At 68.2% G+C, this 21,464-nt stretch carries 18 protein-coding genes; 8 read left to right on the forward strand and 10 right to left on the reverse strand.

Annotated features, from left to right (window positions below):
• Nucleotides 1–31: 31 nt before the first annotated feature.
• Both C8K36_RS24580 and C8K36_RS16490 read right to left on the reverse strand, forming a co-directional pair.
• A complete protein-coding gene (locus C8K36_RS24580) occupies nt 32–487 on the reverse strand; it encodes a hypothetical protein (protein WP_146176502.1) in 456 nt (151 codons plus the stop codon).
• Between the two features lie 158 nt (nt 488–645).
• Nucleotides 646–2,019, reverse strand: coding sequence for an FAD-binding oxidoreductase (locus C8K36_RS16490; RefSeq protein ID WP_107985605.1), 1,374 nt, complete (start codon nt 2,017–2,019; stop codon nt 646–648).
• A gap of 102 nt (nt 2,020–2,121) precedes the next feature.
• Here C8K36_RS16490 and C8K36_RS16495 point away from each other — a divergent pair, with 102 nt between their 5' ends.
• Together C8K36_RS16495 and C8K36_RS16500 are read left to right on the forward strand one after the other, a co-directional pair.
• Nucleotides 2,122–2,838, forward strand: coding sequence for a GntR family transcriptional regulator (locus C8K36_RS16495; protein WP_181319603.1), 717 nt, complete (start codon nt 2,122–2,124; stop codon nt 2,836–2,838).
• A 35-nt stretch (nt 2,839–2,873) separates the two neighbouring features.
• Nucleotides 2,874–4,367 carry an adenylate/guanylate cyclase domain-containing protein gene (locus C8K36_RS16500; protein ID WP_107985607.1) on the forward strand — a complete coding sequence of 498 codons (1,494 nt, stop codon included), beginning with the start codon at nt 2,874–2,876 and terminating at the stop codon, nt 4,365–4,367.
• A 9-nt stretch (nt 4,368–4,376) separates the two neighbouring features.
• Here the strand turns inward: C8K36_RS16500 and C8K36_RS16505 are convergent, their stop codons facing one another.
• Complete coding sequence (locus C8K36_RS16505) at nt 4,377–5,933, reverse strand: molybdopterin-dependent oxidoreductase (protein WP_181319604.1); 1,557 nt, start codon at nt 5,931–5,933, stop codon at nt 4,377–4,379.
• Nucleotides 5,934–6,033: 100 nt separating this feature from the next.
• Nucleotides 6,034–6,264, reverse strand: a complete 231-nt coding sequence (locus C8K36_RS16510; protein WP_107985608.1) for an RNA-binding S4 domain-containing protein — start codon at nt 6,262–6,264, stop codon at nt 6,034–6,036.
• An 85-nt stretch (nt 6,265–6,349) separates the two neighbouring features.
• On the opposite strand from C8K36_RS16510, the gene lysX reads away from it, so the two are divergent.
• Both lysX and C8K36_RS16520 read left to right on the forward strand, forming a co-directional pair.
• On the forward strand, nt 6,350–9,739 hold the full coding sequence (lysX, locus tag C8K36_RS16515) for a bifunctional lysylphosphatidylglycerol synthetase/lysine--tRNA ligase LysX (RefSeq protein ID WP_420910901.1): 3,390 nt from the start codon (nt 6,350–6,352) through the stop codon (nt 9,737–9,739).
• 7 nt (nt 9,740–9,746) lie between these two features.
• Entirely contained in the window at nt 9,747–10,454 is a 708-nt protein-coding gene (locus C8K36_RS16520; RefSeq protein WP_181319605.1) for a DUF998 domain-containing protein, read from the forward strand.
• An 87-nt stretch (nt 10,455–10,541) separates the two neighbouring features.
• On the opposite strand, the gene C8K36_RS16525 is transcribed toward C8K36_RS16520, so the two are convergent.
• Nucleotides 10,542–10,835, reverse strand: coding sequence for a putative quinol monooxygenase (locus tag C8K36_RS16525; RefSeq protein WP_107985611.1), 294 nt, complete (start codon nt 10,833–10,835; stop codon nt 10,542–10,544).
• 62 nt (nt 10,836–10,897) lie between these two features.
• Entirely contained in the window at nt 10,898–11,050 is a 153-nt protein-coding gene (locus C8K36_RS25220; RefSeq protein ID WP_258195456.1) for a hypothetical protein, read from the reverse strand.
• Between the two features lie 418 nt (nt 11,051–11,468).
• Between C8K36_RS25220 and C8K36_RS16535 the strand changes: the two genes are divergently transcribed.
• The 3 genes from C8K36_RS16535 to C8K36_RS16545 are packed head-to-tail and all read left to right on the forward strand — an operon-like array spanning nt 11,469 to nt 14,568.
• On the forward strand, nt 11,469–12,092 hold the full coding sequence (locus C8K36_RS16535; RefSeq protein ID WP_107985612.1) for a TetR/AcrR family transcriptional regulator: 624 nt from the start codon (nt 11,469–11,471) through the stop codon (nt 12,090–12,092).
• A 17-nt stretch (nt 12,093–12,109) separates the two neighbouring features.
• Nucleotides 12,110–13,771, forward strand: a complete 1,662-nt coding sequence (locus tag C8K36_RS16540) for an FAD-binding dehydrogenase (protein WP_107985613.1) — start codon at nt 12,110–12,112, stop codon at nt 13,769–13,771.
• Entirely contained in the window at nt 13,768–14,568 is an 801-nt protein-coding gene (locus C8K36_RS16545) for an SDR family oxidoreductase (RefSeq protein WP_107985614.1), read from the forward strand. The genes C8K36_RS16540 and C8K36_RS16545 overlap by 4 nt, the downstream gene beginning before the upstream one ends.
• Nucleotides 14,569–14,628: 60 nt before the next feature.
• Here the strand turns inward: C8K36_RS16545 and C8K36_RS16550 are convergent, their stop codons facing one another.
• On the reverse strand, nt 14,629–15,474 hold the full coding sequence (locus C8K36_RS16550; protein ID WP_107985615.1) for a hypothetical protein: 846 nt from the start codon (nt 15,472–15,474) through the stop codon (nt 14,629–14,631).
• 337 nt (nt 15,475–15,811) lie between these two features.
• On the opposite strand from C8K36_RS16550, the gene C8K36_RS16555 reads away from it, so the two are divergent.
• Complete coding sequence (locus C8K36_RS16555) at nt 15,812–16,393, forward strand: DUF732 domain-containing protein (protein ID WP_107985616.1); 582 nt, start codon at nt 15,812–15,814, stop codon at nt 16,391–16,393.
• Nucleotides 16,394–16,460: 67 nt separating this feature from the next.
• Here C8K36_RS16555 and C8K36_RS16560 read toward each other — a convergent pair whose 3' ends face one another.
• The 3 genes from C8K36_RS16560 to C8K36_RS16570 form a co-directional block, all read right to left on the reverse strand.
• Nucleotides 16,461–17,375, reverse strand: a complete 915-nt coding sequence (locus C8K36_RS16560) for a cutinase family protein (protein ID WP_107985617.1) — start codon at nt 17,373–17,375, stop codon at nt 16,461–16,463.
• A gap of 259 nt (nt 17,376–17,634) precedes the next feature.
• Nucleotides 17,635–19,377, reverse strand: coding sequence for an Ig-like domain-containing protein (locus tag C8K36_RS16565; protein WP_107985618.1), 1,743 nt, complete (start codon nt 19,375–19,377; stop codon nt 17,635–17,637).
• 22 nt (nt 19,378–19,399) lie between these two features.
• On the reverse strand, nt 19,400–21,175 hold the full coding sequence (locus tag C8K36_RS16570; RefSeq protein ID WP_258195457.1) for an Ig-like domain-containing protein: 1,776 nt from the start codon (nt 21,173–21,175) through the stop codon (nt 19,400–19,402).
• Nucleotides 21,176–21,464 lie beyond the last annotated feature (289 nt).

The raw sequence follows: 21,464 nt of genomic DNA on the forward strand, positions 1-21,464 counted from the left end.
TCCATACCGGATGGGAGTACGTCGCGCGAATCTACACCGTCAATCCGGCCGGAGAACAGTCGACGGACTGGCGTGGTTCGAAACTGAAGCAGCCCACCACCAACAGCGTCGAGTGCAACGGCGATACCTCCTCGATCTCCGCCGCGAACGGCACCGAAGTCCAGGCATTGCGGATGGGCGCTCCACCGTCGGAGACTCCGGCAACCACGGAACCGACCACGGTCGGAAAGAGCTCCACCACGACGGCTCCGAGCACCACTACCGGAACCACCAGCTCGACGACGACCGGCACGACGACGTCGGGAACCACATCCACCGGCACAACGACATCCGAGACGAACGCGACCACCACCGAGAAAGAGGCCGCAACCGCCACGACTACCCCGCCGGAGTCGTCCACCACCACAGCATCTGCCACCGCATCGAAGCCGGTGAAGTCTGCGTCGGGCGAGTACTCCGCCGCTGTGCTGACCGACGGGACCGGCACGCACCTGGTCGTTTACGGCAATTCGGACGAAAAACGCTATCGGACAGTGGTTCCTGTGGATTCGACTCTGACGTGGCTGTCCAGCGGCGACATCAGGATCACCAACGCGACCGGCACCGAGACGGTGTCGAGCGACAACTGGACGAAGTAGCGCAGACTCAGAACCCTCGCCCCGGGTTGAGGATGCCGGTGGGGTCGAAGACCGACTTGATCCCAGCCATGAGTTCCCGCTCGGTCGCACCGACCATCGACTCCATGTACGGCGTCTTGAGCACACCCACGCCGTGCTCGCCGGTGATCGATCCACCGAGTTCCAGACAGGCCGCGACGAGGTCGTCGAACGCGGCGCGCGCCCGCGCGGTCATGTCGGCGTCGGACGCGTCGAACACGATGGTGGGGTGCAGGTTTCCGTCGGCGGCGTGCCCGAACGTGCCGATGAGCACGCGGTGTCGGGCCGCGGTCTCCTCGATCGCGGCGAGCATGCGCGGCAGGTGCGGAACCGGGACGGCCAGGTCGTCGAGCAGGGTGCTGCCCCGGCGCTCGAGTGCGGTGAGCGCGACGCGGCGGGCCTGCATGAACTCCTCACCCTCGACCGGATCGGCGGTGTCGTAGACCTCGGTGGCACCGGCCCCGGTGCAGGCGGCGGCGCAGCGGGCGGCCTCGGCGGCAGCGTCGCCGCCGTCGCACTGCACCAGCAGTAGGGCGCCCGCCGCGTCGTCGAGGCCCATCTTCGTCATGTCGTTGACGGCGGAAATGGTGGTGCGGTCCATCAGCTCGAGCAGGCACGGATCGGCCACCTGCCGGATCGCGAGCACCGCGTCGATCGCCTGCGCGGTCTCGGGGAAGCTCGCGACCACGGTGGACGCCGCCGACGGCTGGGCCCGCAACCGGACGGTCGCCTCGACGATCACCGCGAGAGTGCCCTCGGATCCGACGAGCACCTGCGTCAGGTTGAGGCCCGCGACGTTCTTGCGGGTCTCGGCGCCGGTGTGGATGATGCGCCCGTCCGGGAGGACTGCCTTGATCCGCGCGACATGGTCGGCGGTGACACCGTACTTGGCGCAGCACGTGCCGCCGGCGTTGGTGGCGAGGTTGCCGCCGATCGACGAGATGTCCCGACTGCCCGGATCGGGGACGTACCAGAGTCCGCGTTCGGCGACAGCCGCGGCGAGGTCACCGTTGATGACGCCGGGCTGGACAGTCGCGGTGCGCGCGGCCTCGTCGATCCGCAGGATCTCGTTCATCCGCTCGAGGCTCAGCACGATGCACCCGTCCATCGCGTTCGCGCCGCCCGCCAACCCGGTGCCCGCACCGCGGGTGACCACCGGAATGCCGTGCCGGTGCGCGATCTGCAGCGTCGCGACGACATCCTCGGTGCGGCGTGCCCGCACGACCGCGAGGGGTTCGCCGTCGGGCGTGAGCAGGGACTGGTCGCGCCGGTAGGCGAGCATCCGGTCCAAGTCGGTGACGACCGCGGCGCCGAGGCGTTCGGTCAGGTCGGCAGCAGCGGGGGAAACGACGTCGAGGGTCATGGAGAACCGTCCATCCGAGAGCAGCAGTATCTCTCGATTGTCAGACAAGTACTCATGTGAGTCAAGGAAGTGGAACAGGCACACGCCCATGCATGACAACCCATGGGAAGATCGACCCGAATCGAGCGAGCGGAGGACCCGGTGGGCAGAGTTGCGGCCTTGTCGATCGTCGACGCGCTCGCCGCCGAACTGCGGCAACGCGTGTTCGCGGGCGACCTGACGCACGCCGACGCGCTCACCGAGGCCGAGATCGCCCGTACCTACGAGGTGGCCCGCCCCACCGCGAAGGCCGCGATCGAGAAACTCGTCGGCGAGGGACTGTTGCAGCGCGGCGCCCACAAGACCGCACGGGTCCTGCACCTCGGCCCCGACGACGTGCGCGACATCTACCGAACCCGGGCCGGTCTCGAATCACAGGTGCTGCGCGAACTTGCTCCCACCCGAATCGTGCCCGCCGACGCGGTGACCGCGAACGCCGAGATCGCCGCGCTCACCGACGGCGCACCGCTGTCGGTGGTCGAACCGGACATGCGTTTCCACACCTCGCTCGTCGACGCCGTCGGCAGCCCCCGCACCAGCCGGATCTTCCGGACCCTCGTCTCCGAGGTGCGGCTGTGCATGGTCCAGGTGCAGGGCAAGCACCTGCTCACCACGTCGAGCATCGTCGCCGAGCACCAGCAGATCCTCGACGCCCTCGCGGACGGCGACGGCGACAGCGCGGTGGCCGTCCTGTCCGAGCATCTGGGCCACGCCCGGGAGCGTCTCGCCACGGTGCTCGGGGAGTCCGGGCCCGTGACGGCGCTGCCCGAGCAAGACTAGGTCTCGCACCCGTCCCGGGTGGCTACGCTGGAGTTATGTACCCGCCGACAACGAGGTACGTCGAGCGTGACGGGCACGCGCTGGCATATCAGGTCGTGGGCGAGAGTGGCGAGAACAGCACCGACGTGGTTCTGTTTCTCGAGATCGGCCTGCACCCCGACCTCATGTGGACCGATACGCACATCCACTACGTCTTCGAACGGGCCGCACGGTTCTGCCGGATGGTGTATTTCCAGCGCCGCGGCTTCGGCCTGTCCGATCCGGTCGATCACGTCCCCACGCTCGAACAGCAGGCCGACGACGTGCTCGCGATCATGGACGCGGTGGGGATGCCCCACGCCACGCTGGTCGGCATCGGCAGTACCTGCGGCGCCCTGGCGCTGATCGCGGCCCGCGACCCCGACCGGGTCACCGGACTGGTGTTCCAGCAACCGTTCGTCGAGGGTGCCCTCCGCGAAGGGGTGCATCTGCCGCACGGATGGACGCCGGCGGCACGGACACGCTTCGTCGACGGCTGGCGGGCCGTGTACGACGACTGGGGTTCCGGGCAGGTCATCGCGATGTGGGATCCCACCCAGGACTCCCCGTTCAACCGGCGGCTGATGGCGCTGCTCGAGCGCTGTTCGGCCACCCCCGCCACCGCCCGCGCGCACCTCGAATGGCTGTTCCGGATCGACTACTTCGACGCACTGATGTCCATCCAATGCCCTACGCGTGTACTGCATTCCGCGCGTAGCGCGGTCCCAGAGGCCGCGTCGCGGAAGATCGCGGCCGCGATTCCACACGGCACCCTGCACGTGTTGCCCCCACTGCCACCCGGAACCTCGATGGGTGAGGGCTGGATCCCGGTGCTCGACCACGTCCAGGAGGTCGCTACCGGGGTCCGTCACCCCATCGACGCCGAACGGTACCTGGCGACAGTCCTTTTCACCGACGTCGTCGGGTCGACGGAGACACTCGCCCGCATCGGCGACGGACCCTACCGCGATCTGCGTGCGGCGCACGAACGACAGGTCCGCAACGAGGTCGAGCGGGCGGACGGCCAATTGGTCAACGTCGCCGGCGACGGCACCCTGAGCGTGTTCGAGGGTCCGGCCGCCGCCGTCCGGTGCGCCCGCACGGTGTGCAGCCAGGCCGCAGTTCTGGGTCTCGGCGTGCGCGCGGGGGTGCACACCGGCGAGATCGAGGGCACGGGGCCCGAACTGACCGGGATGACCGTGCACGTCGGCGCGCGCATCGGGGCGACAGCCGGACCCGGCGAGGTCCTGGTGTCCCGGACGGTGCGCGACCTCGTCGTCGGCTCCGGACTCGCCTTCACCGAGCGCGGCGAGTACGACCTCCGAGGCGTCCCCGGACGGTGGCAGTTGTACGCCCTCACCGAAACCGACGACGAACGCACCGTCTCTCGAAAACCACTGAGCCTGAAGATGATCGATCGAATGATTCTGCGTACTGCGCGCCGGGCGCCCCAGGTGCTGCGGGCCGCGGGACGGCTCGCGGTCTCGCATCAGCGCCGTCGGGCCCGGTGACCATCCCCGCTACGTCACGGTGAAGCTTCGCGAGTGCCACCCGTCGGCGCCGTTCGGGATCGGCGCGGCCCGCTCCTCGGTCTGGGTGTTGCCGCCCAGATCGGTGGCCCGCACCTGCAGGCTGTGCACGCCGGTGGGCGCATCCCACTGCCACGTCCACTGCCGCCACGTGTCGATCGAGTACTCCGGCGCGAGCGTCGCTGTCCGCCACTCGCCGTTGTCGACGCGCACCTCGACCTTCGCGATGCCCCGACGCTGCGCCCACGCCGTCCCGGCGACGATCGTGGGACCGGCCGGGATCTTCCCGAACGCGGCTGGTACGTCGATGCGGGACGCGGTCTTGATCGGCGCCTTCTCGGACCAACCTCGCCGGGTCCAGTACGCCTCGGCTCGGTCGAAGCGGGTGAGCTCCCAGTCGACCACCCACTTTGTCGCCGAGACGAACCCGTACAACCCGGGCACCACCTGTCGCACCGGGTAGCCGTGCTCGAACGGCAGCGGTTCACCGTTCATCGCGACCGCGAGGATCGCGTCGCGGCCGTCGCGGAGGATCTCGACGGGGGTGCCGACGGTGAAGCCGTCGGAACTGGTGGACAGCAGCATGTCGGCGTCCGGCGAGACGCCCACCTCGTCGAGCAGGTCCTTGATCCGGTACCCGATCCAGGTGGCGTTGCCGGCGAGATTGCCGCCGACCTCGTTGGACACACACGTGAGCGTGATCGTCCGTTCGATCGGCGTGCGTGCGATCAGGTCGCTCCAGCTCAGGGTGATCTCGCGATCCACCATGCCGTGAATGCGCAGACTCCACTCGTCGGTGGTGAGCATCGGCACCTGCAGCGCGGTGTCGATCCGGTAGAAGTCGCCGTTGCGCGTGACGAACGGGGTCGCCCCGGGGACCGCGACGTCGGTGCCGGCCCCGATCCCCGGCGCCCGCCCGGCGACGGGCACCTGGGGCAGAGCGAGCCCGTTGCGGTTACGGACCGCCCCCGCGATCGTGTCGGCAAGGTAGCGCCCCGCTGCCCCCGCCGCGGCCGCGACCGCAGCCGCCGTCGCAGCCAGCACCAGGAACTGTCGGCGCGGCATGCCCGAGGCGTCGGGCCCGGATTCCGCGGGCACCCGGGCGCGCGCGGTGAGCAGGCGGAGCGTGACGATCCCGGCGGCCACCCCGACGACCGTCGGCGCCGCGTAGAGCAGCGTGGCGCCGGGACGATGCGTGGCCGCGTAGACCCCGACCGCGCCGAGCACCGCCAGGATCGCACTGCCGTACGGCCGACGTGGTTGCTCGACGATGCCGGCCACCGCCGCCAGCAGCACGATCAGGACGGTCATGCCGAGGAACAAGGCGGGCTTGTCGTTGGTGCCGAATGTGGTGATCGCGAACTCCCGCGCCCACGCCGGACTGCGGTCCACGGTGGTGGACCCGACCGCGAAGAACGGCGACGACGCGGGGGCGATCGCCACCGACACCAATTCGCCCACCCCGAGCACGACTGCGGCCGCGAGCACCCCCGACAATGCGCGTTCGGGCAGGCGTCGCCGCGTCGTCGTATCTGCACGCACCGTCATGTCGTCCTCGCTTCGTCCCGGCTACGTGTGAGGATTCGACGCCGACAGGCCCGCGGATGGGTGCCGCGGGGGTTGGCCGAGGGATACCTGGGAGGGATGCCTAGGACGTAGGCGCGCTCACCTTCGCCGACATTCCCCCGATCGCGACGACGTCGCCGTCGCGCAACTGCCGACCGCGACGGATCTCGACCTCGCCGTTGACGCTGACGAGGCCGTCGGCGACGACGACCTTCGCCTCGGCACCGGACTCGATGAGATTGGCGAGCTTGAGGAACTGACCCAAGCGGATGGATTCGTCACGGATCGGGACCTCGTGGGCGGCGTCAGACATGCCTCCATCTTCCTCCTTCACCCCAAACGGCCCTTCGACGCCTCACACTGGACTCAGATACGGGACAGCCACTGGAAGGATGTCGATGGCCACGAGTACCGGTACCCCTGCGGACGCGGAGGAGAAGCGGGAACACCGCACTGCCCGCGTCACGCCGAAACGCGGACGGCTGTCGGAGGTTCCGCACATCGCGGGCCTGATCCTGGGCGTCTTCTCCGTCCTGGTGTTCCTGTGGAGCCTGTCGCCCGCGTTGCGGTACCTCGTGCACACGCCGCGCCTCTACGTCGACGACTATTACTTCGACGCCCCCGACACGAGCCTGTCGTGGGCCGTCGTCGTCGGTCTCGTCGCGGCCGCGCTCGCCAGTCGCAAGCGGATCGCGTGGTGGCTGCTGACGACCTACCTGACGCTGTTCGCGGTATTGAACGCCGTGACGGCGGTGGCGGACAAGAACGTCAGCGCCGCGGTCGCGTGCGTCGTGCAGTTGGCCGTCGTCGGCCTCCTGATCGCGGCTCGCAAGGAGTTCTACACGCGGGTCCGCCGCGGCGCCGCGTGGAAGGCGTTGGGCGTCCTGGTGTCCGGCCTCGTGGCGGGCACCCTGCTGGGCTGGGGGCTGGTGGAACTGTTCCCCGGCACGCTGCCGTCGGGTCAGCGCTTCCTCTGGGCGCTCAACCGCGTCACCGCGCTCGTCGTGGTCGAGAACGAGCAGTTCGACGGTCACCCGCACGTGTTCGTCAACACGCTGCTCGGCCTGTTCGGTGCACTCGCACTGCTGGCCGCGGTGATCACGCTGTTCCGCTCGCAGCGGGCGTCGAACGCGTTGACCGGCGACGACGAGTCCGCGCTGCGCGGCCTGCTCGACACCTTCGGGGCCGACGATTCCCTCGGCTACTTCGCGACCCGCCGCGACAAGGCCGTCGTGTTCGCGCCCAGCGGCAAGGCTGCGGTCACGTACCGCGTCGAGATCGGCGTGTGCCTGGCCAGTAGCGATCCGATCGGCAACCCGGAGGCGTGGCCGCACGCGATCGATGCGTGGCTCGAGCTGTGCTCCCAGTACGGCTGGGCCCCCGCGGTGATGGGGGCGAGCGAGGCCGGGGCCACCGCCTACAAGCGGGCCGGTCTGTCGGTGCTGCAACTGGGAGACGAGGCCATCCTCGAGACCCGCGAATTCACCCTGAACGGCCGCGAGATGCGGCAAGTGCGGCAGGCCGTGCACCGCGTCCGCAAGCAGGGCATCACCGTCCGCATCCGACGCCACCGCGACATTCCGCCCGCGGAGATGGCCGAGGTCATCTCGCGTGCAGACGCGTGGCGCGACACCGAGACCGAACGCGGATTCTCCATGGCGCTCGGACGACTCGGCGATCCGCTCGACGGCGACTGCTTGCTGGTCGAGGCGATCGGGGGGGAAGGAACGGGAGGGAACGACACTGCCGAGGGCGGCGACGTGATGGGCATGCTGTCGCTGGTGCCGTGGGGTCCCAACGGAGCGTCGCTCGACCTGATGCGGCGGAACCCGCACGCCCCCAACGGCGTCGTCGAACTGATGGTCACCGACCTCGCCACCCGCGCCGACGAGTTCGGCGTCGTCCGGGTGTCGCTGAACTTCGCGGTGTTCCGGTCGACGTTCGAGGAGGGCGCCCGCATCGGCGCCGGCCCGATCCTGCGGGTGTGGCGTTCGCTGCTGCTGTTCTTCTCCCGCTGGTGGCAGCTCGAGGCGCTGTACCGCTCCAACGTGAAATATCAACCGGAATGGGCGCCGCGCTACCTGTGTTTCGACGACAACCGGCAACTGCCGCGAGTCGGCATCGCATCGGCCGTCGCCGAGGGCTTCCTGACGCTGCCCACGTTCGGTCATCGGGCGAAGGCGCCCACCCACACGGGCACGCGCACCGCGGTACCGGAAGCGCTCGCGGTCTCCGGTGTCCTACACGCCGACGGCAGCGCACCGGACGTCGTCCCCCAGATCGGCACCGCGCCCGGTGAGTCCGCACTGGCTGCGCCGGAGACGGGACCGCGTCGGCCCGAACAGGTTCGGGTGCGTATGGACAAGCTCACGCGCCTCACCGACGAGGGCATCGACCCCTACCCCGTCGCGTATCCCCCGACCCACACGGTCGCTGCGGCGACCTCCTCCCCCGAAGGCACACGCGTGCGAATCGCGGGACGCCTGTTGCGGATCCGCACGTACGGTGGGGTCGCATTCGCGGTGCTGCGGGACTGGTCCGGCGACATCCAGGTGCTCATCGAGCGCAGCACCGTCGGCGACCGTCTCGACGAGTTCTCCACCGACTTCGATCTGGGCGACCTCATGGAGGTGAGCGGCACCATCGGCCGCAGCCGCAAGGGCGAACTGTCCCTGCTGGCAACGGAGTGGCGGATGAACGGCAAGTGCCTGCACCCGCTGCCCGACAAGTGGAAGGGCCTGACGGACGCCGAGACCCGCGTACGGCAGCGCTACGTGGACCTCGCGATCAACCCCGAGTCCCGCCGACTGCTGACCGCCCGCACCGCGATCGTGAAGTCGTTGCGCGACACGCTGTCCGGACGGGACTACCTCGAGGTGGAGACGCCGATCCTGCAGCGCATCCACGGCGGCGCCAACGCCGCCCCGTTCGTCACCCATATCAACGCATACGACCTGGACCTGTACCTCCGCATCGCGCCGGAACTGTTCCTCAAACGCCTGTGCGTCGCGGGCATGGAGAAGGTGTTCGAGATCGGGCGCGTGTTCCGCAACGAGGGCGTCGACTTCAAGCACAACCCCGAGTTCACGATCCTCGAGGCGTACGAGGCGCACAGCGACTACGAACGCATGATGGTGCTGTGCCGCGAACTGATCCAGGCCGCGGCCGTCGCCGCGCACGGCAGCCAGACGATCATGCGACCCGGACCCGACGGTGAACCGATCGCCATCGACATCTCCGGCGAATGGCCGGTCAAGACGATGCACGGCGCCGTCGCCGAGAAACTGGGCGTCGACGTCACACCGGAGACACCGCTCGAGGTGCTGCAGAAGCTGTGCGACGAGAACGAGATCGAATACCAGAAGAGCTGGGACGCGGGCGCCGTCGCGCAGGAGATGTACGAGCACCTGGTGGAGGGGCAGACCGAATTCCCCACGTTCTACACCAATTTCCCGACGTCGATGTCGCCGTTGACCCGTCCGCACCCCACCATTCCGGGCGTGGCCGCGAAGTGGGATCTCGTCGCGTGGGGCGTCGAACTCGGCACCGCCTACAGCGAACTCACCGATCCGATCGACCAGCGTCAGCGTCTCACCGAGCAGTCACTGCTCGCGGCCGGCGGCGACGCCGAGGCGATGGAACTCGACGAGGACTTCCTGCAGGCCCTCGAACACGCCATGCCGCCCACCGGCGGCCTCGGCATGGGCGTCGATCGCATCGTCATGCTCATCACCGGCGGCAGCATCCGGGAGTCCCTCGCGTTCCCGTTCGCCAAGCCCCGAAGCTGAGGCAGCGGTGTCCCTGACAGTGCGGCGGTACACGATCGCGGCCCTGCTGATCGCGGGTGCGGTGCTGTACTCGTCGTGGGTGCTCGCGTTCTTCATCAACTCGGGCGAGGGGCCGTTCGAGGGGTTCGCGAGCCAACTCGCGGCGACCGACCAGCGCTACGGGATCCTCTACCGGAGCGGTGATCTGCTGACCGGCATCGTGCTGACCGTCGCCGCCCTGCTGGGCCTGACGATCACGCCACGACGGTTCCTGACGACGGTCGGCTGGCTCGCGCTGGGCGTCTTCGCGGTCGGGACCATCGCCGATTCCCGGCTGCCGCTGCGCTGTTCCAAGCCGGCCTGCGAGGCCGAGCAGGTGCCACTGACCCATCAGTGGCATGCGCTGACGAGCACGGTGTCCGTGACGGCCGCGGTGGTCTCGGCGGTCGCGTTCATCATCGCGGTCTTCGTCTATCGCGCGCCGCGGGCGATGTGGTGGTCCGGGCTCACCGTCGTCGTGCTGTTCCTGATCGGCACGCTGTGGATGCTCGTCGGCGTCGACGACCCGTCCGGCAGCCACAGCTGGCTGGGCTTCGCGCAGCGCGTCGAACTGCTGTCGATGAGCGGGTGGATGGTGCTCGTCGCCGCCACGCTCCTCAGCGACAGCGCGTGGCGGGACGTGCACGGGGTGACATCCGGATCCACTAGTCCTGCTGGTTCCACTGGTTCCACGTGAAACGCGTTTTGCGCACTTATCGCTGATTCGCGGACCGGAATTCCGCGACAAGTGCGCAAAACGCGGGACGGGGGAAGGCGCGGAGGGTCAGGCGACGGGGCGCAGCGGGTGGATGCCCGGGGCCGCGGCGAGGTGGGCGCCGAACGCACCGGCGGCCTCACGCATGTGCGGCGACTTCATGTGCGTGTCGAGCGCGTGCTGGTCCTTCCACACCTCGACGACGACGAACGTTCCGGGCGCCGACGTGGACTCGTAGAGGTCGTACGACACGCAGCCGTCCTCCTTGCGGCTCTCCTCCGCCAGCGCGGTGAGGGCGGCCTGGACCGTGTTCTCGGATCCGGACTTGGCCGGGATGGTCGCTACGACATGCAGATTCGACATCGAAATCCTCTTCTGTGAGCGCCGCCACAGTGCACGGCTTCCCGACGGTACCGTGGTCAGCGCTATAAACCCCGCAGATACGCCTGCGCCCGTTCGGAATTCCAGCCGAACACTTCACCAAGACCGGTCGCCATCGTCTCGAGGTAGGCCTCCGACGGCGGTACCCGGACGACGTCGCCGTGCCCGAGCGCACTCGTGAACGTGCGCAGGGGCACCCCTCCGCGCTCCCCCAGCTCCAGGATCCTTGGTCGTAGCACGACGGTTCCTGCCCACGGATGTCGTCGAACTGTTCGGTGGTCACGAGATACGCGCACGCGGCAGTGTCACCGGCCAGGTCGGGGTCGTAGAACGCGCGCCCGCCGCCCCACACGATCGACTCGCCCGCGAAGTAGACGGTGCCCGGCAATCGGATCGCAGCCCGGTCCAGTGGAGGATTCGGATCTCGCGCACCCGCATGCTGCCAGCCTCTCCCGGCGGGACAACCACCCCGCAGGTAGCAGTCGAGACGGGCCCGCGACATGTTCGATCCATAGCTGACGTACCAGACCTGCACGATTTCGACGCTACGCCGCCCTCCCATCGGATACAGTTTTGTATCGAACGGGAACTCGACCCGGAAAGCGGGGATGACCAGTGCAGACGGCCGACACGCCACACCCCAAGCGCGTCACGAAGCGTCGTGCTGAGACGCGGCAGCGCCTGCTCGACGCCGCCGGCGACGTGTTCTCGGACGAGGGCTTCGGACGCTCCACCGTGGAGCAGGTGTGCGAGCGGGCCGGGTTCACCCGCGGCGCCTTCTACTCGAACTTCACGTCGCTCGACGAGTTGTTCCTCGCGATGTGGGAGCAGCGGTCCACGGTCATGCTCGACGGCATCCGCGCCGCCCTCGCCGATCGGCCGTCCACCCTGACGCTCGAGTCGGCGGTGGAGCGCGTGCTGGCGGCGATCCCCGTCGACGACGCCTGGTACCGGATCACCGCCGAGTTCACCGCGCACGCGCTGCGCAACCCCGCCCTCAAGCGCGTCATGGCGGCCCGTGAGGACGCCATCCTCCACACGATCCTGCCGATCGTCGAGGACGCCCTCACCGCGGCCGGACGACGCATCGCCGACCGCGAGGCAATGGGCCGGGCACTCGTCGCGATCCACGACGGCACCTCCGTGCAGGTGCTGATGGAACCCGAGAACGAGGCGGTCCGGCAGGCGCGTGCGCGCCTGTTCGTCACCGTCGTGAGCAGTTACAGCAGCAGTACCTAACGGACAGGAGATAGGCCGTGGCAACGGAAGCCGACGTCATCGTTGTCGGAGCGGGACTGGCAGGTCTGGTCGCGACCCACGAATTGGTCAAGGCCGGCCGCAAGGTCGTGGTCGTCGACCAGGAGAATGTGGAAAACCTGGGCGGACAGGCCTTCTGGTCGCTCGGTGGCCTGTTCATGGTCGACAGCCCCGAGCAGCGTCGCATGGGCATCAAGGACTCCCGCGAGTTGGCCCTGCAGGACTGGCTGGGCAGCGCCGGATTCGACCGCGACCGCGAGGACCACTGGCCTCGCCAGTGGGCCGAGGCGTACGTCGACTTCGCGGCCGGCGAGAAGCGTGCCTACCTGCACGATCTCGGCCTGCGCGTGATGCCGAACGTCGGGTGGGCCGAGCGCGGCGGCGGACTCGCCACCGGTCACGGAAACTCCGTGCCACGCTTCCACATCACGTGGGGCACCGGCCCCGAGGTGGTCCGGGTGTTCCGCGAACCCGTGCTCGACGCCGCGAGCCGCGGCCAGGTCACCTTTCGCTACCGGCACCAGGTGGACGATCTGATCGTCGAGAACGGCGCCGCGGTGGGCGTGCGCGGGACGGTGCTGGAGCCGTCGTCCGAGCCGCGTGGCGTGAAGTCGTCACGGACGCCTGTGGGCGACTTCGAGATCCGGGCCCAGGCGGTGATCGTGACGTCCGGCGGCATCGGCGGCAATCCCGACCTTGTGAAGAAGAACTGGCCCGTCGACCGACTCGGCCGCGTACCCGAACACATGATCACCGGCGTCCCGGCGCACGTGGACGGACGAATGCTCGAGATCACCGAGAACGCGGGTGGCAACATCGTCAACCGGGATCGCATGTGGCACTACACCGAGGGCATCGTCAACTGGGATCCGATCTGGCCCAATCACGCCATTCGAATCATTCCCGGTCCGTCGTCGCTGTGGCTCGACGCCACCGGCAGGCGCCTACCGGTGCCGCTGTTCCCGGGCTTCGACACCCTCGCGACCCTGAAGCACATCCTCGGCACCGGATACGACCACACGTGGTTCGTCCTCACCCAGTCGATCATCGAGAAGGAGTTCGCACTCTCCGGATCCGAGCAGAACCCCGACCTCACCGGCAAGGACATGAAACTCCTGCTCGGCCGCGTGAAGAAGGGTGCGCCCGGACCGGTGGAGGCGTTCAAGCAGCACGGCGTGGACTTCGTGGTCCGCGACAACCTGCGCGACCTCGTCGACGGCATGAATGCCCTCACCCCCGACGCCAAGCTCGACTACGCGCAGGTGGAGCGCGAGATCGTGGCCCGCGACAACGAGATGGAGAACACCTTCTCGAAGGACATGCAGGTGATGGCGATCCGCAACGCACGAACCTATCTGCCCGACAAGGCGATCCGCGTCGCGAAGCCACACCGCCTGCTCGATCCGGCGCACGGCCCCCTCATCGCCGTCCGGCTGAACCTGCTCACCCGCAAGACCCTGGGCGGGCTCGAGACCAACCTCGATGCGCAGGTGATCCGGCCCGACGGCAGTGTGTTCGACGGCCTGTATGCCGCGGGTGAGGTCGCCGGGTTCGGTGGCGGCGGCGTGCACGGCTACAACGCGCTCGAGGGTACGTTCCTCGGCGGCTGCATCTTCTCCGGACGTGCCGCCGGACGCGCGCTCGGCCGGAGTCTCGGATGAGCCGCACCGCGCTCGTGACGGGAGCGTCGTCGGGTATCGGTCTCGAGGTGACGCGCGCGCTGGTCGCCCGCGGCTGTCGGGTCTACGGCACCACCCGTAATCCGGATGCGCTGCAGACGAGTTCACGGGTCCCTGGTGTGGACTACGTGGCGCTGGATCTCACGGACCGGGCGAGTATCGAGGCGTGTGCGCGGACCGTCGGCGACGTGGATATCCTCGTCAACAATGCCGGCGAGAGCCAGATGGGGCCGCTCGAGGAGTTGCCCCTCGACGCCATCGATCGACTGTTCCAGGTGAACGTGCTCGGTGCGATCCAGCTGACTCAACTGCTGCTGCCCGGGATGCGCGAGCGCGGCTACGGCCGCGTGGTGATGGTGGGCTCGATGCTCGCGAGTTTCCCGCTGGCGTTCCGGTCGTCGTATGTCGCCGCGAAGTGCGCGCTGAAAGGCTTCGCATCCGCGGCCCGACGCGAGCTGAGCCCGTTCGGTGTGTGGCTCACCACCGTCGAACCCGGCACCATTGCCACCGGCATTGGCGACCGCCGCACCCGGTACATCGCCGACGGATCCCCCTACGTGCGCGACTACGAGACGGTCTCGAACGCCATGGCGCGCAACGAGGGCCGGGGCATCGAGGCCGCGACCGTGGCCGAGCTGGTGGTGAAGGCCATCGAGGCGGACAAGCCGAGGCCGCTGTACGCGGTCGGGAACAAGGCACCACTGGTGTTCACCGTGCGCCGACTCGCGCCGCGTGCCTTCACCGAGAAGATGATGGCCCGCTTCCACGGCCTGAAGTGATGCGACGGGTGTCCTGCCGATCCCCCGACGGACCGGCAGGACGCCCGGATCGCGGACGAATCAGCTACCGCTGGAACCGCTCGAGCCCGCACCGTCGCCCGAATCATCGAGCGGATCGGTGCCACCGGCGTTCGCCGGGAACAAGAATCCCGTCGACACTGTCTCGAGCGAGGTGCCGGACTCGGCCGGAACCTTGGCTCGCCAGTTGACGATCGGGTTGAGAATCCCGAACGGGCCGCAGCCCGTGGCACCCGGGAGCGCAAAGTTGGTTGCCGCGTTCTTGACGTTGTCGAGCGCAGCGGTGCCTGCGGGGTACGGCGTGGTGGTGTCGGTTTCAGCCAGATCGTCCAACGTGTTCGTGTTGTCCAATTCGAATACGACGGGGTTGTCCTCGGTTCCGATGTAGCAGTTGTCGCCGAGGAACGGATTGTCGATCTTCAGCCTCACCGGCAGGGTCATGTCGAAATCGGTGATGATGCCGTTGAAGACCGGTATGTCCACGGCCTCGACGGTGGAGGTGACCCCGGCCAGACCGAACAGGTTGTCGAACGGGAGATCGAACCCGAGCACGCCGCCGGGGACGGTGAGCGGCTTGCTGTAGACGCCGTTGCTGCCGTCGTCACGCGGAACGAAATCCACCTCACCGAGGTTGCCGGCGATGATCATGTCGCCGTCGGCGATCGGCAGGTTGAAGCCGTTGTTGACGAAGGCGCCGCTTCGGACCACGACGGACAGGCAGGCCTCGGTGAGCACCGGATCGCACACTGCGCCGCCCGGCACCGGGACGGGCGTGGGCGCTGCGGTGGCCAATGGCGCAAGCATTGCCATGGAGGCGCCGACTGCACCCACCACTGCCACGGCGCGGACTGCGCCACGACGCCGCGAAACACTCGAATCGTTCTTCACGCGTTCTCCTCAGTTATCAAGCTTTCGATGAGCACAGCCACGTTTGTGGCCACAGGGAGGAACCAACAGCGGCGAGCGATTGCTCGCCGCGAACTACGCTGAACAGATCTGCGCCGTGGAGCTACAGGCTTCCCACGGCACCACGAGGGCGACCCGCAAATGACGCCTACCAGTACATTCATCGCAGGATCAACACACCTTCGACTGTTACGCGAAGTAACAGCTGGAGTGGTTTATATCACAGGGCCGCGACGCCAAATGCGAAACTCGCGACTTTTCGGCCTTCGGTGTTTTGGGGTCTACCAGTCAGTAGTTCAACGTGCCACACTGTCTTCCCATGACGAGCACACGTGCAGTTACCGTCGTAATCGCGGCCGCTGGAGCACTGCTCCTCAGCGCGTGCGGCGGGCAGGATTCGGAATCCGAGCACACAGGGCACGACGCGGCCGCCACCTCGGTGCAGGCCTCCACGACCACGTCGGCGACATCGCCGTCGACACCGATCTCCTCCCCGATTCCCGCCCCGGCCGCCGAGTCGTCCACTCCCCCGGCGCCCACCACGACAGTTGCGCCAGCCCCACCGGTGACCACCGTGCCGCCACCGGCCTCGCGTGCACCGGCACCCGCGGCGGGCGCGATCGACGCCCGCTCGCCGGATCAGATCGTCGCCGACTCCGGCGAACGCGGGCAGCGCTACCTCGCCGCGCTGCGGGGTGCGGGCATCCCTCCCACGGGAATGGATGCCGCCGAGGTGCTGTACGCGCAGGGCACGTGCGACGCACTCGCGCGCGGGGACTCGCGGGCCGGCGTGCTCGCCGAATTCGATTCGGTCGGACAGGCATACGCGCAGTTCCTGCCGATGCCCGCAGACCGGGTCGCGGAGATCTACGTGTCGACCGCCGAGAGGACGTATTGCTGAAACGCCTTCCGAACCGTGCTGACGACGATGGCCGCGACTCTTCGGTGAGTCGCGGCCACCACGATCGTCAGGCCTTGGAGCGCAACCAGTTCGCGAGCCACGACGTGGCCGTCGCACCGTTGCGGTCGACGACGTAGCCGCTGTAATCCTGATGCACCTGCGACTGGTAGAACATGCGGAGTTTCTCGGCCCTGTCCTGATTGGCACCGTCGGACGACTGCGACTCGAGTGTCGGCATGCCTCCCGCGGCGATCAGGTCCTGCACGATGACCAGGGCCTCCTGCGCATACCGACCCGTGAGCGGTGCCAGCGGTGACGAGTTCTGGGCCATGAACCCGGCCAGGCGGGTCACGAAGTCGTCCTTCGGCGTGGAGCAGTAGAGATCACCTGCGGCACAGAAGGTACGCGTCTGCGGATTGACCAACCCGAATCCGCCGACCCGCGGCCCGCCGGCGCCGTTTCCGATCACTGCCGGACCGACGATGGCGTCCCCCTCGGAGCGGCGCGGATCGGACACCAATCCCACCGCGGCGATCCGGTGCGGCGGAACGACCCCCAGACCGGTACCGATCTCGGCCGCCAGATCGCCGGCCGCATCCGCGCCCTGGCTGTACCCGACCAGGGCGAAACTCGTATTGCCGCAGCGCCCGGCGACGTCAGCGATGATTCCCCGGGCGTTGTCGACGGCCTGCCGCTTGGACGCGCCGTAAACCTCGGTCTCCCACGGGAACGCCGTCGCCGCGTACGTCACATAGTCGACACCGACCGACGACGGAAGTGGGTTGGTGACCGTGGCCAGCAATCCCGGACCGCGGCGCTCACCCGGATCCGTGGTGGTCTCCCAGGTCCCCGGGATGGCCACGACCTGTAGGTTCGGACAGGCCGGCGCCGCCTGCGCGACACCGGCCCCCACCGACACCACCGATCCGACAACCGTTGCAACGCAGGCTCCGAACACCGCCAGCGACTTCTTCACACGCATCAACCCGGCACCCCACTCACTCGCTTCGAGTGGCCACTTCCCCATGGCCACGTGTCGTGACGTCCCCTCCCGTGACAACGCCCTGCGGGTGACGCGACAGGTAGATCCTTACAGGGCCACATGTCGGTACGGTGCACGATCGGTAAACGCACGTTACCGGAGGCGAGCGCGGTGGTGGGCTTCTTCTGTTCGTCCCCTTGGGTCCCGAGAACGATGGGCCCCCTCGCATTTCGCGAGAGGGCCCATCCGACGACTGGAATCAGCCGCCCAAGCTACCGAACAGTCCCGAAAGGCCGGCGAGGCTTCCGCCCCCATCCGGATTCGGAATCGTGTCCGGATCACCGGTCACCGTGACGTTCACCGGGCTCGCTGCCGAGTCGATGAACCCGGCATCGGCGGTGAACTGAGCGGTGACGACGAAGTCGCCCGGATTCTGGAAGAACGTCGTCAACGTCGCGACGCCGTTCGCGTCCACCGACACGGGTCCACCCAGCAGCACGTCACCGAGCTTGAACTGCACCGTGCCGCGGGCATCGGCCGGATCGAGGCGCGCGGTGAGGGTCACCGGCGAGCCCTTCGCGGTCGAGGCGACCGGGTCGACGGTGATCGTGGTGGCCACATCGGCCGCCGGGGCCTCCGTGACGCTCACCGGGTACTGCAGCGACACCGACGGGGAAATCCCCTCGGCACCCGAGTACCGGGCGACCACGCGGTGCGTGCCGTTGGTGGTGAAGGTGTGCGGCAGCACCGCGGCACCGTCGTCCATCACCTCGGCGGTACCGACCGCGGTCCCGTCGACCTCGAAGCTCACCGTGCCGCCCGAGACACCCGGCTCGACCTTCGCGGTGAGGTTGACCGGCTGGTCACGATAGGCATCGTGATCCGGTCCGGTGACCGACGTGGTGGTCTGGATGTCCTGCGACGTCACCGTCACCGTCTTCGACCCCGACGACGTGTTGAAGAACTCCGCCCCGAGGAACTTCGCCTCGTACGCGTAGTCGCCGTCGGTGTCGATCGACTGCGTCAGCGACGCCTTGCCGTTCACCAGATCGACCGGCGCGCCGACATCCTCACCGTCGCGGGTGAACTGCACCTGACCACTGTCCGGGGTGGGGACAACCGTGGTGTTGAGCGTGAACTCGCCACCGTTGGTCACCGCGCTCGGACCGTCCAGGTAGGTGACGGTCTCGACCGCCTGCCGCAGGATCTGGATCGTGGCCAGAGGGCCGGCGCCCGCGTTCAGCGGGCCGGTGGCGGTGTCCCGCGGCGAGCACTGGGTGGGAGCCCAGACGGTGCCGACAACCGGCGCGCTGGCCTTCGGCAGGAACGTCAGGAAGTTCGCGTCGTTGCCGAAGGTGCCGGCGCTTCCCGCGGTGCGCAGTTTCATCGAGATCTCGCCGGCCGCACCCGCCTTGAGAGTCGCCTTGACCTGCGGCAACTGGAACGTCGTAGTGCTGCCCGACGCGTTTGCCTTGATACCGCCCTCGGAACTCTTCGACGAACCGGGGCCGTTGCCGATCGTCTGGTTGTTTCCGGACAACCGGATGATCGAGCCGTTCGCATCCGGATTGCCACTCTCGTTGACGACGAGGACATTCGGCGCGACACCCGTGATGCCCGCTGACGTCCCGGCGACCACCTCCGCGCCGACGAACTGCGCGTTCTCCGGCATCGCCACGTCGATCTTGAGCCGCGAGATGTTCGACAGGCTCGCGCCGGACCCCAGATCGTTGGGCACCGAGATCGGCGGCGGCGAGATCGTCACCACGAACTCCTCACCCGGTGCCACGGTTGCCGGCGCGTCGACCGTCACCGACGCCGCCTGTACCTGAGTCTGCGGCCCACCGGCCAGACTCGACGACGGCGTCGCCTGACACGCGTTGTTGAACGGTGTCGTCGTCGTCTCCGCGGAGGCGGTCGCAACACCCAGGACACCCGCGCCCGCCACGACGGTCGCGCCGACCGCAACCGGTGCGATGAAGCGGTACAGCTTGGAACTCATCGATCCTCCTGCACTCATCTCGTCAGCCCCCGATCGATCCGGCGAGCAGCCCGGCCAGCGGGCCTTCCAACAGCGAGCCGAGGCTGCCTGCGCCCGGCTCCGGAGCCACCGGCGCCGCAGACACGTTCAGCACCACCGGGTTCGACACGGTGTCCCGGAAGCCCTCTCCACCGACGAACTTCGCGGTGAGCAGCTGCGTGCCCTCGAAGTCGAGCGTGGTGGTGACGGACGCCTTGCCGTCGACGACGGCCACGGGAGCGCCGATGGCCTCCGTGCCCTTGTAGAACTGGACGGTGCCCTGCGCGTCAGCGGGATCTACATCCACGGTGAGCGTGACCGTCTGGCCCGCCACCGACAGACCCTGAACCTTCAGATCCGCGTTCACGGCGGTGAGGACGGGCGCGGTCGGAGCGACCGTGGCGGTGAACGGCGCGGACGTCGAGGCCGTGAAGCCCTCGGTGCCGGCGAAGTCGGCGACCACCTGATAGGTACCGGCGGTGTCGAAGGTGTGCTCGAGGGCCGCGACACCATCGGCGGTGCCCAGATCGACGGTGCCGACCTCGGTGCCGTCGACGGAGAAGGTGACGGTGCCGCCGGTCGGGATCGGGCGGACGGTGGCCATCAGGTTGGTGGGGCTACCGGCCTCCGCGTTCACCGGCTCGACGACCACCGTGGTGGTCTGCCAGGCGCCGTAGGAGACGGCGATCTGCTGCGCCGTCGCAGCCGAGTCCGCGACACCGAAACCACCGACGAAGTTGGCGGTGACCGCGAAGTTGCCGGGATCGTCGAAGCGGTGGTTCAGCGTGGCCGCGCCGCCGCTGACCTGGACCGGGCTACCGACGTCGGTGCCGTTGACTGCGAACTGCACAGTGCCCTGCGCGTCTGCAGGGGTGACGGCAGCCTGCAGCGGCACCGTCGAACCCGCCTCGGCCGTAGCAGGGACGGTCACGGTGGTGGCCGTCTGGACGGGGCCGACCTCGATCTCCTGTGCCGGCGCTTCGGAGTCGTGGAAGGCACCGGTAGCGGTGTACTTGGCGGAGATGGAGTACGTGCCCATCTCGTTGAAGGTGTGGGGCAGCGTGGCGGTGCCACCACTGACCGTCACCGGGTCACCGAGCGGAGTTGCACCATCGAAGAACTGCACCGTGCCCGTGGCGCCGACCGGTGCCACGGTTGCCGTGAGCGGCACCTCGCTGCCCTTGCCGACAGTGGCGGGCACCGTCAAGGTTGTCGTCGTTTCAGCGTGGTCGTGCGAGACCCGAACCTTGGCGCCCGAAGCGTTGGAGCCCTGCTGGGAACCGAAGGTCGCAACGTCGAAGACGAAGGCGCTGTTGAAGTCTCCGGCCGTGGGATGCGCCGGCACCTTGTACGTGACGTCGAACGTCAAAACGGTGCTGCCGATGATCTTGAACCCGGTAGCGGCATTCAACGGGGCGCTCTCGCAACCGCCCGCGGTACAGACCGCCTTGACGCCGGAGGCACCCTCGTTGGTCACGGTCGCCGACTTGCTCACTGTGGAGCTGACGTAAGTGAAGTCCGCGGGCGCGACGTGCCGGATCGCCGTGATGTAGCGACCGAGATTCAGAAAGCCGCCGGCCTTCGAGTTCTCCCAGATCTTCGAGCGATAGGTGACCGTGTCGCCGGGGTTGAGAACATTTCCGCCGACGACCTCGGTGCTCCACCCCATATTGTCCGCTGTCTGATTGCCCGAACTCGACGTCGGGGGCGGATCAGCCGCCGCTGCGGTGCCCGCTCCCGCGCCGAGCGCGAGGGCCGTCGCCGTACCGATGGCAAGCACCGGTGCAGCAACTCTACGAAGGGTTGACGAAAACACTGCTCCTCCTCGGGTTAGTCCGCCTCCCCGACTTGGCGGTTATGTGTCATGCATCACATGAGGCGGACCATAGCCGTTGCAGGATCGTTGCAGAAGCGTTTTCTGGTCGAACGTCCAGATTTTCTGGTCAATCGTCCAGAAAGCGCCCTCGAAAGGGACGAAGGCCCCGTCCCACGCGAGGCGATGCGTGGAACGGGGCCTTCGAGTCGTGAAGAGCGATCGGCGGGGAGCGACGTTGATCCCCGCCGGATCG

The sequence above is a fragment of the Rhodococcus sp. OK519 genome, from assembly GCF_003051005.1.
Lineage (GTDB): Bacteria > Actinomycetota > Actinomycetes > Mycobacteriales > Mycobacteriaceae > Prescottella.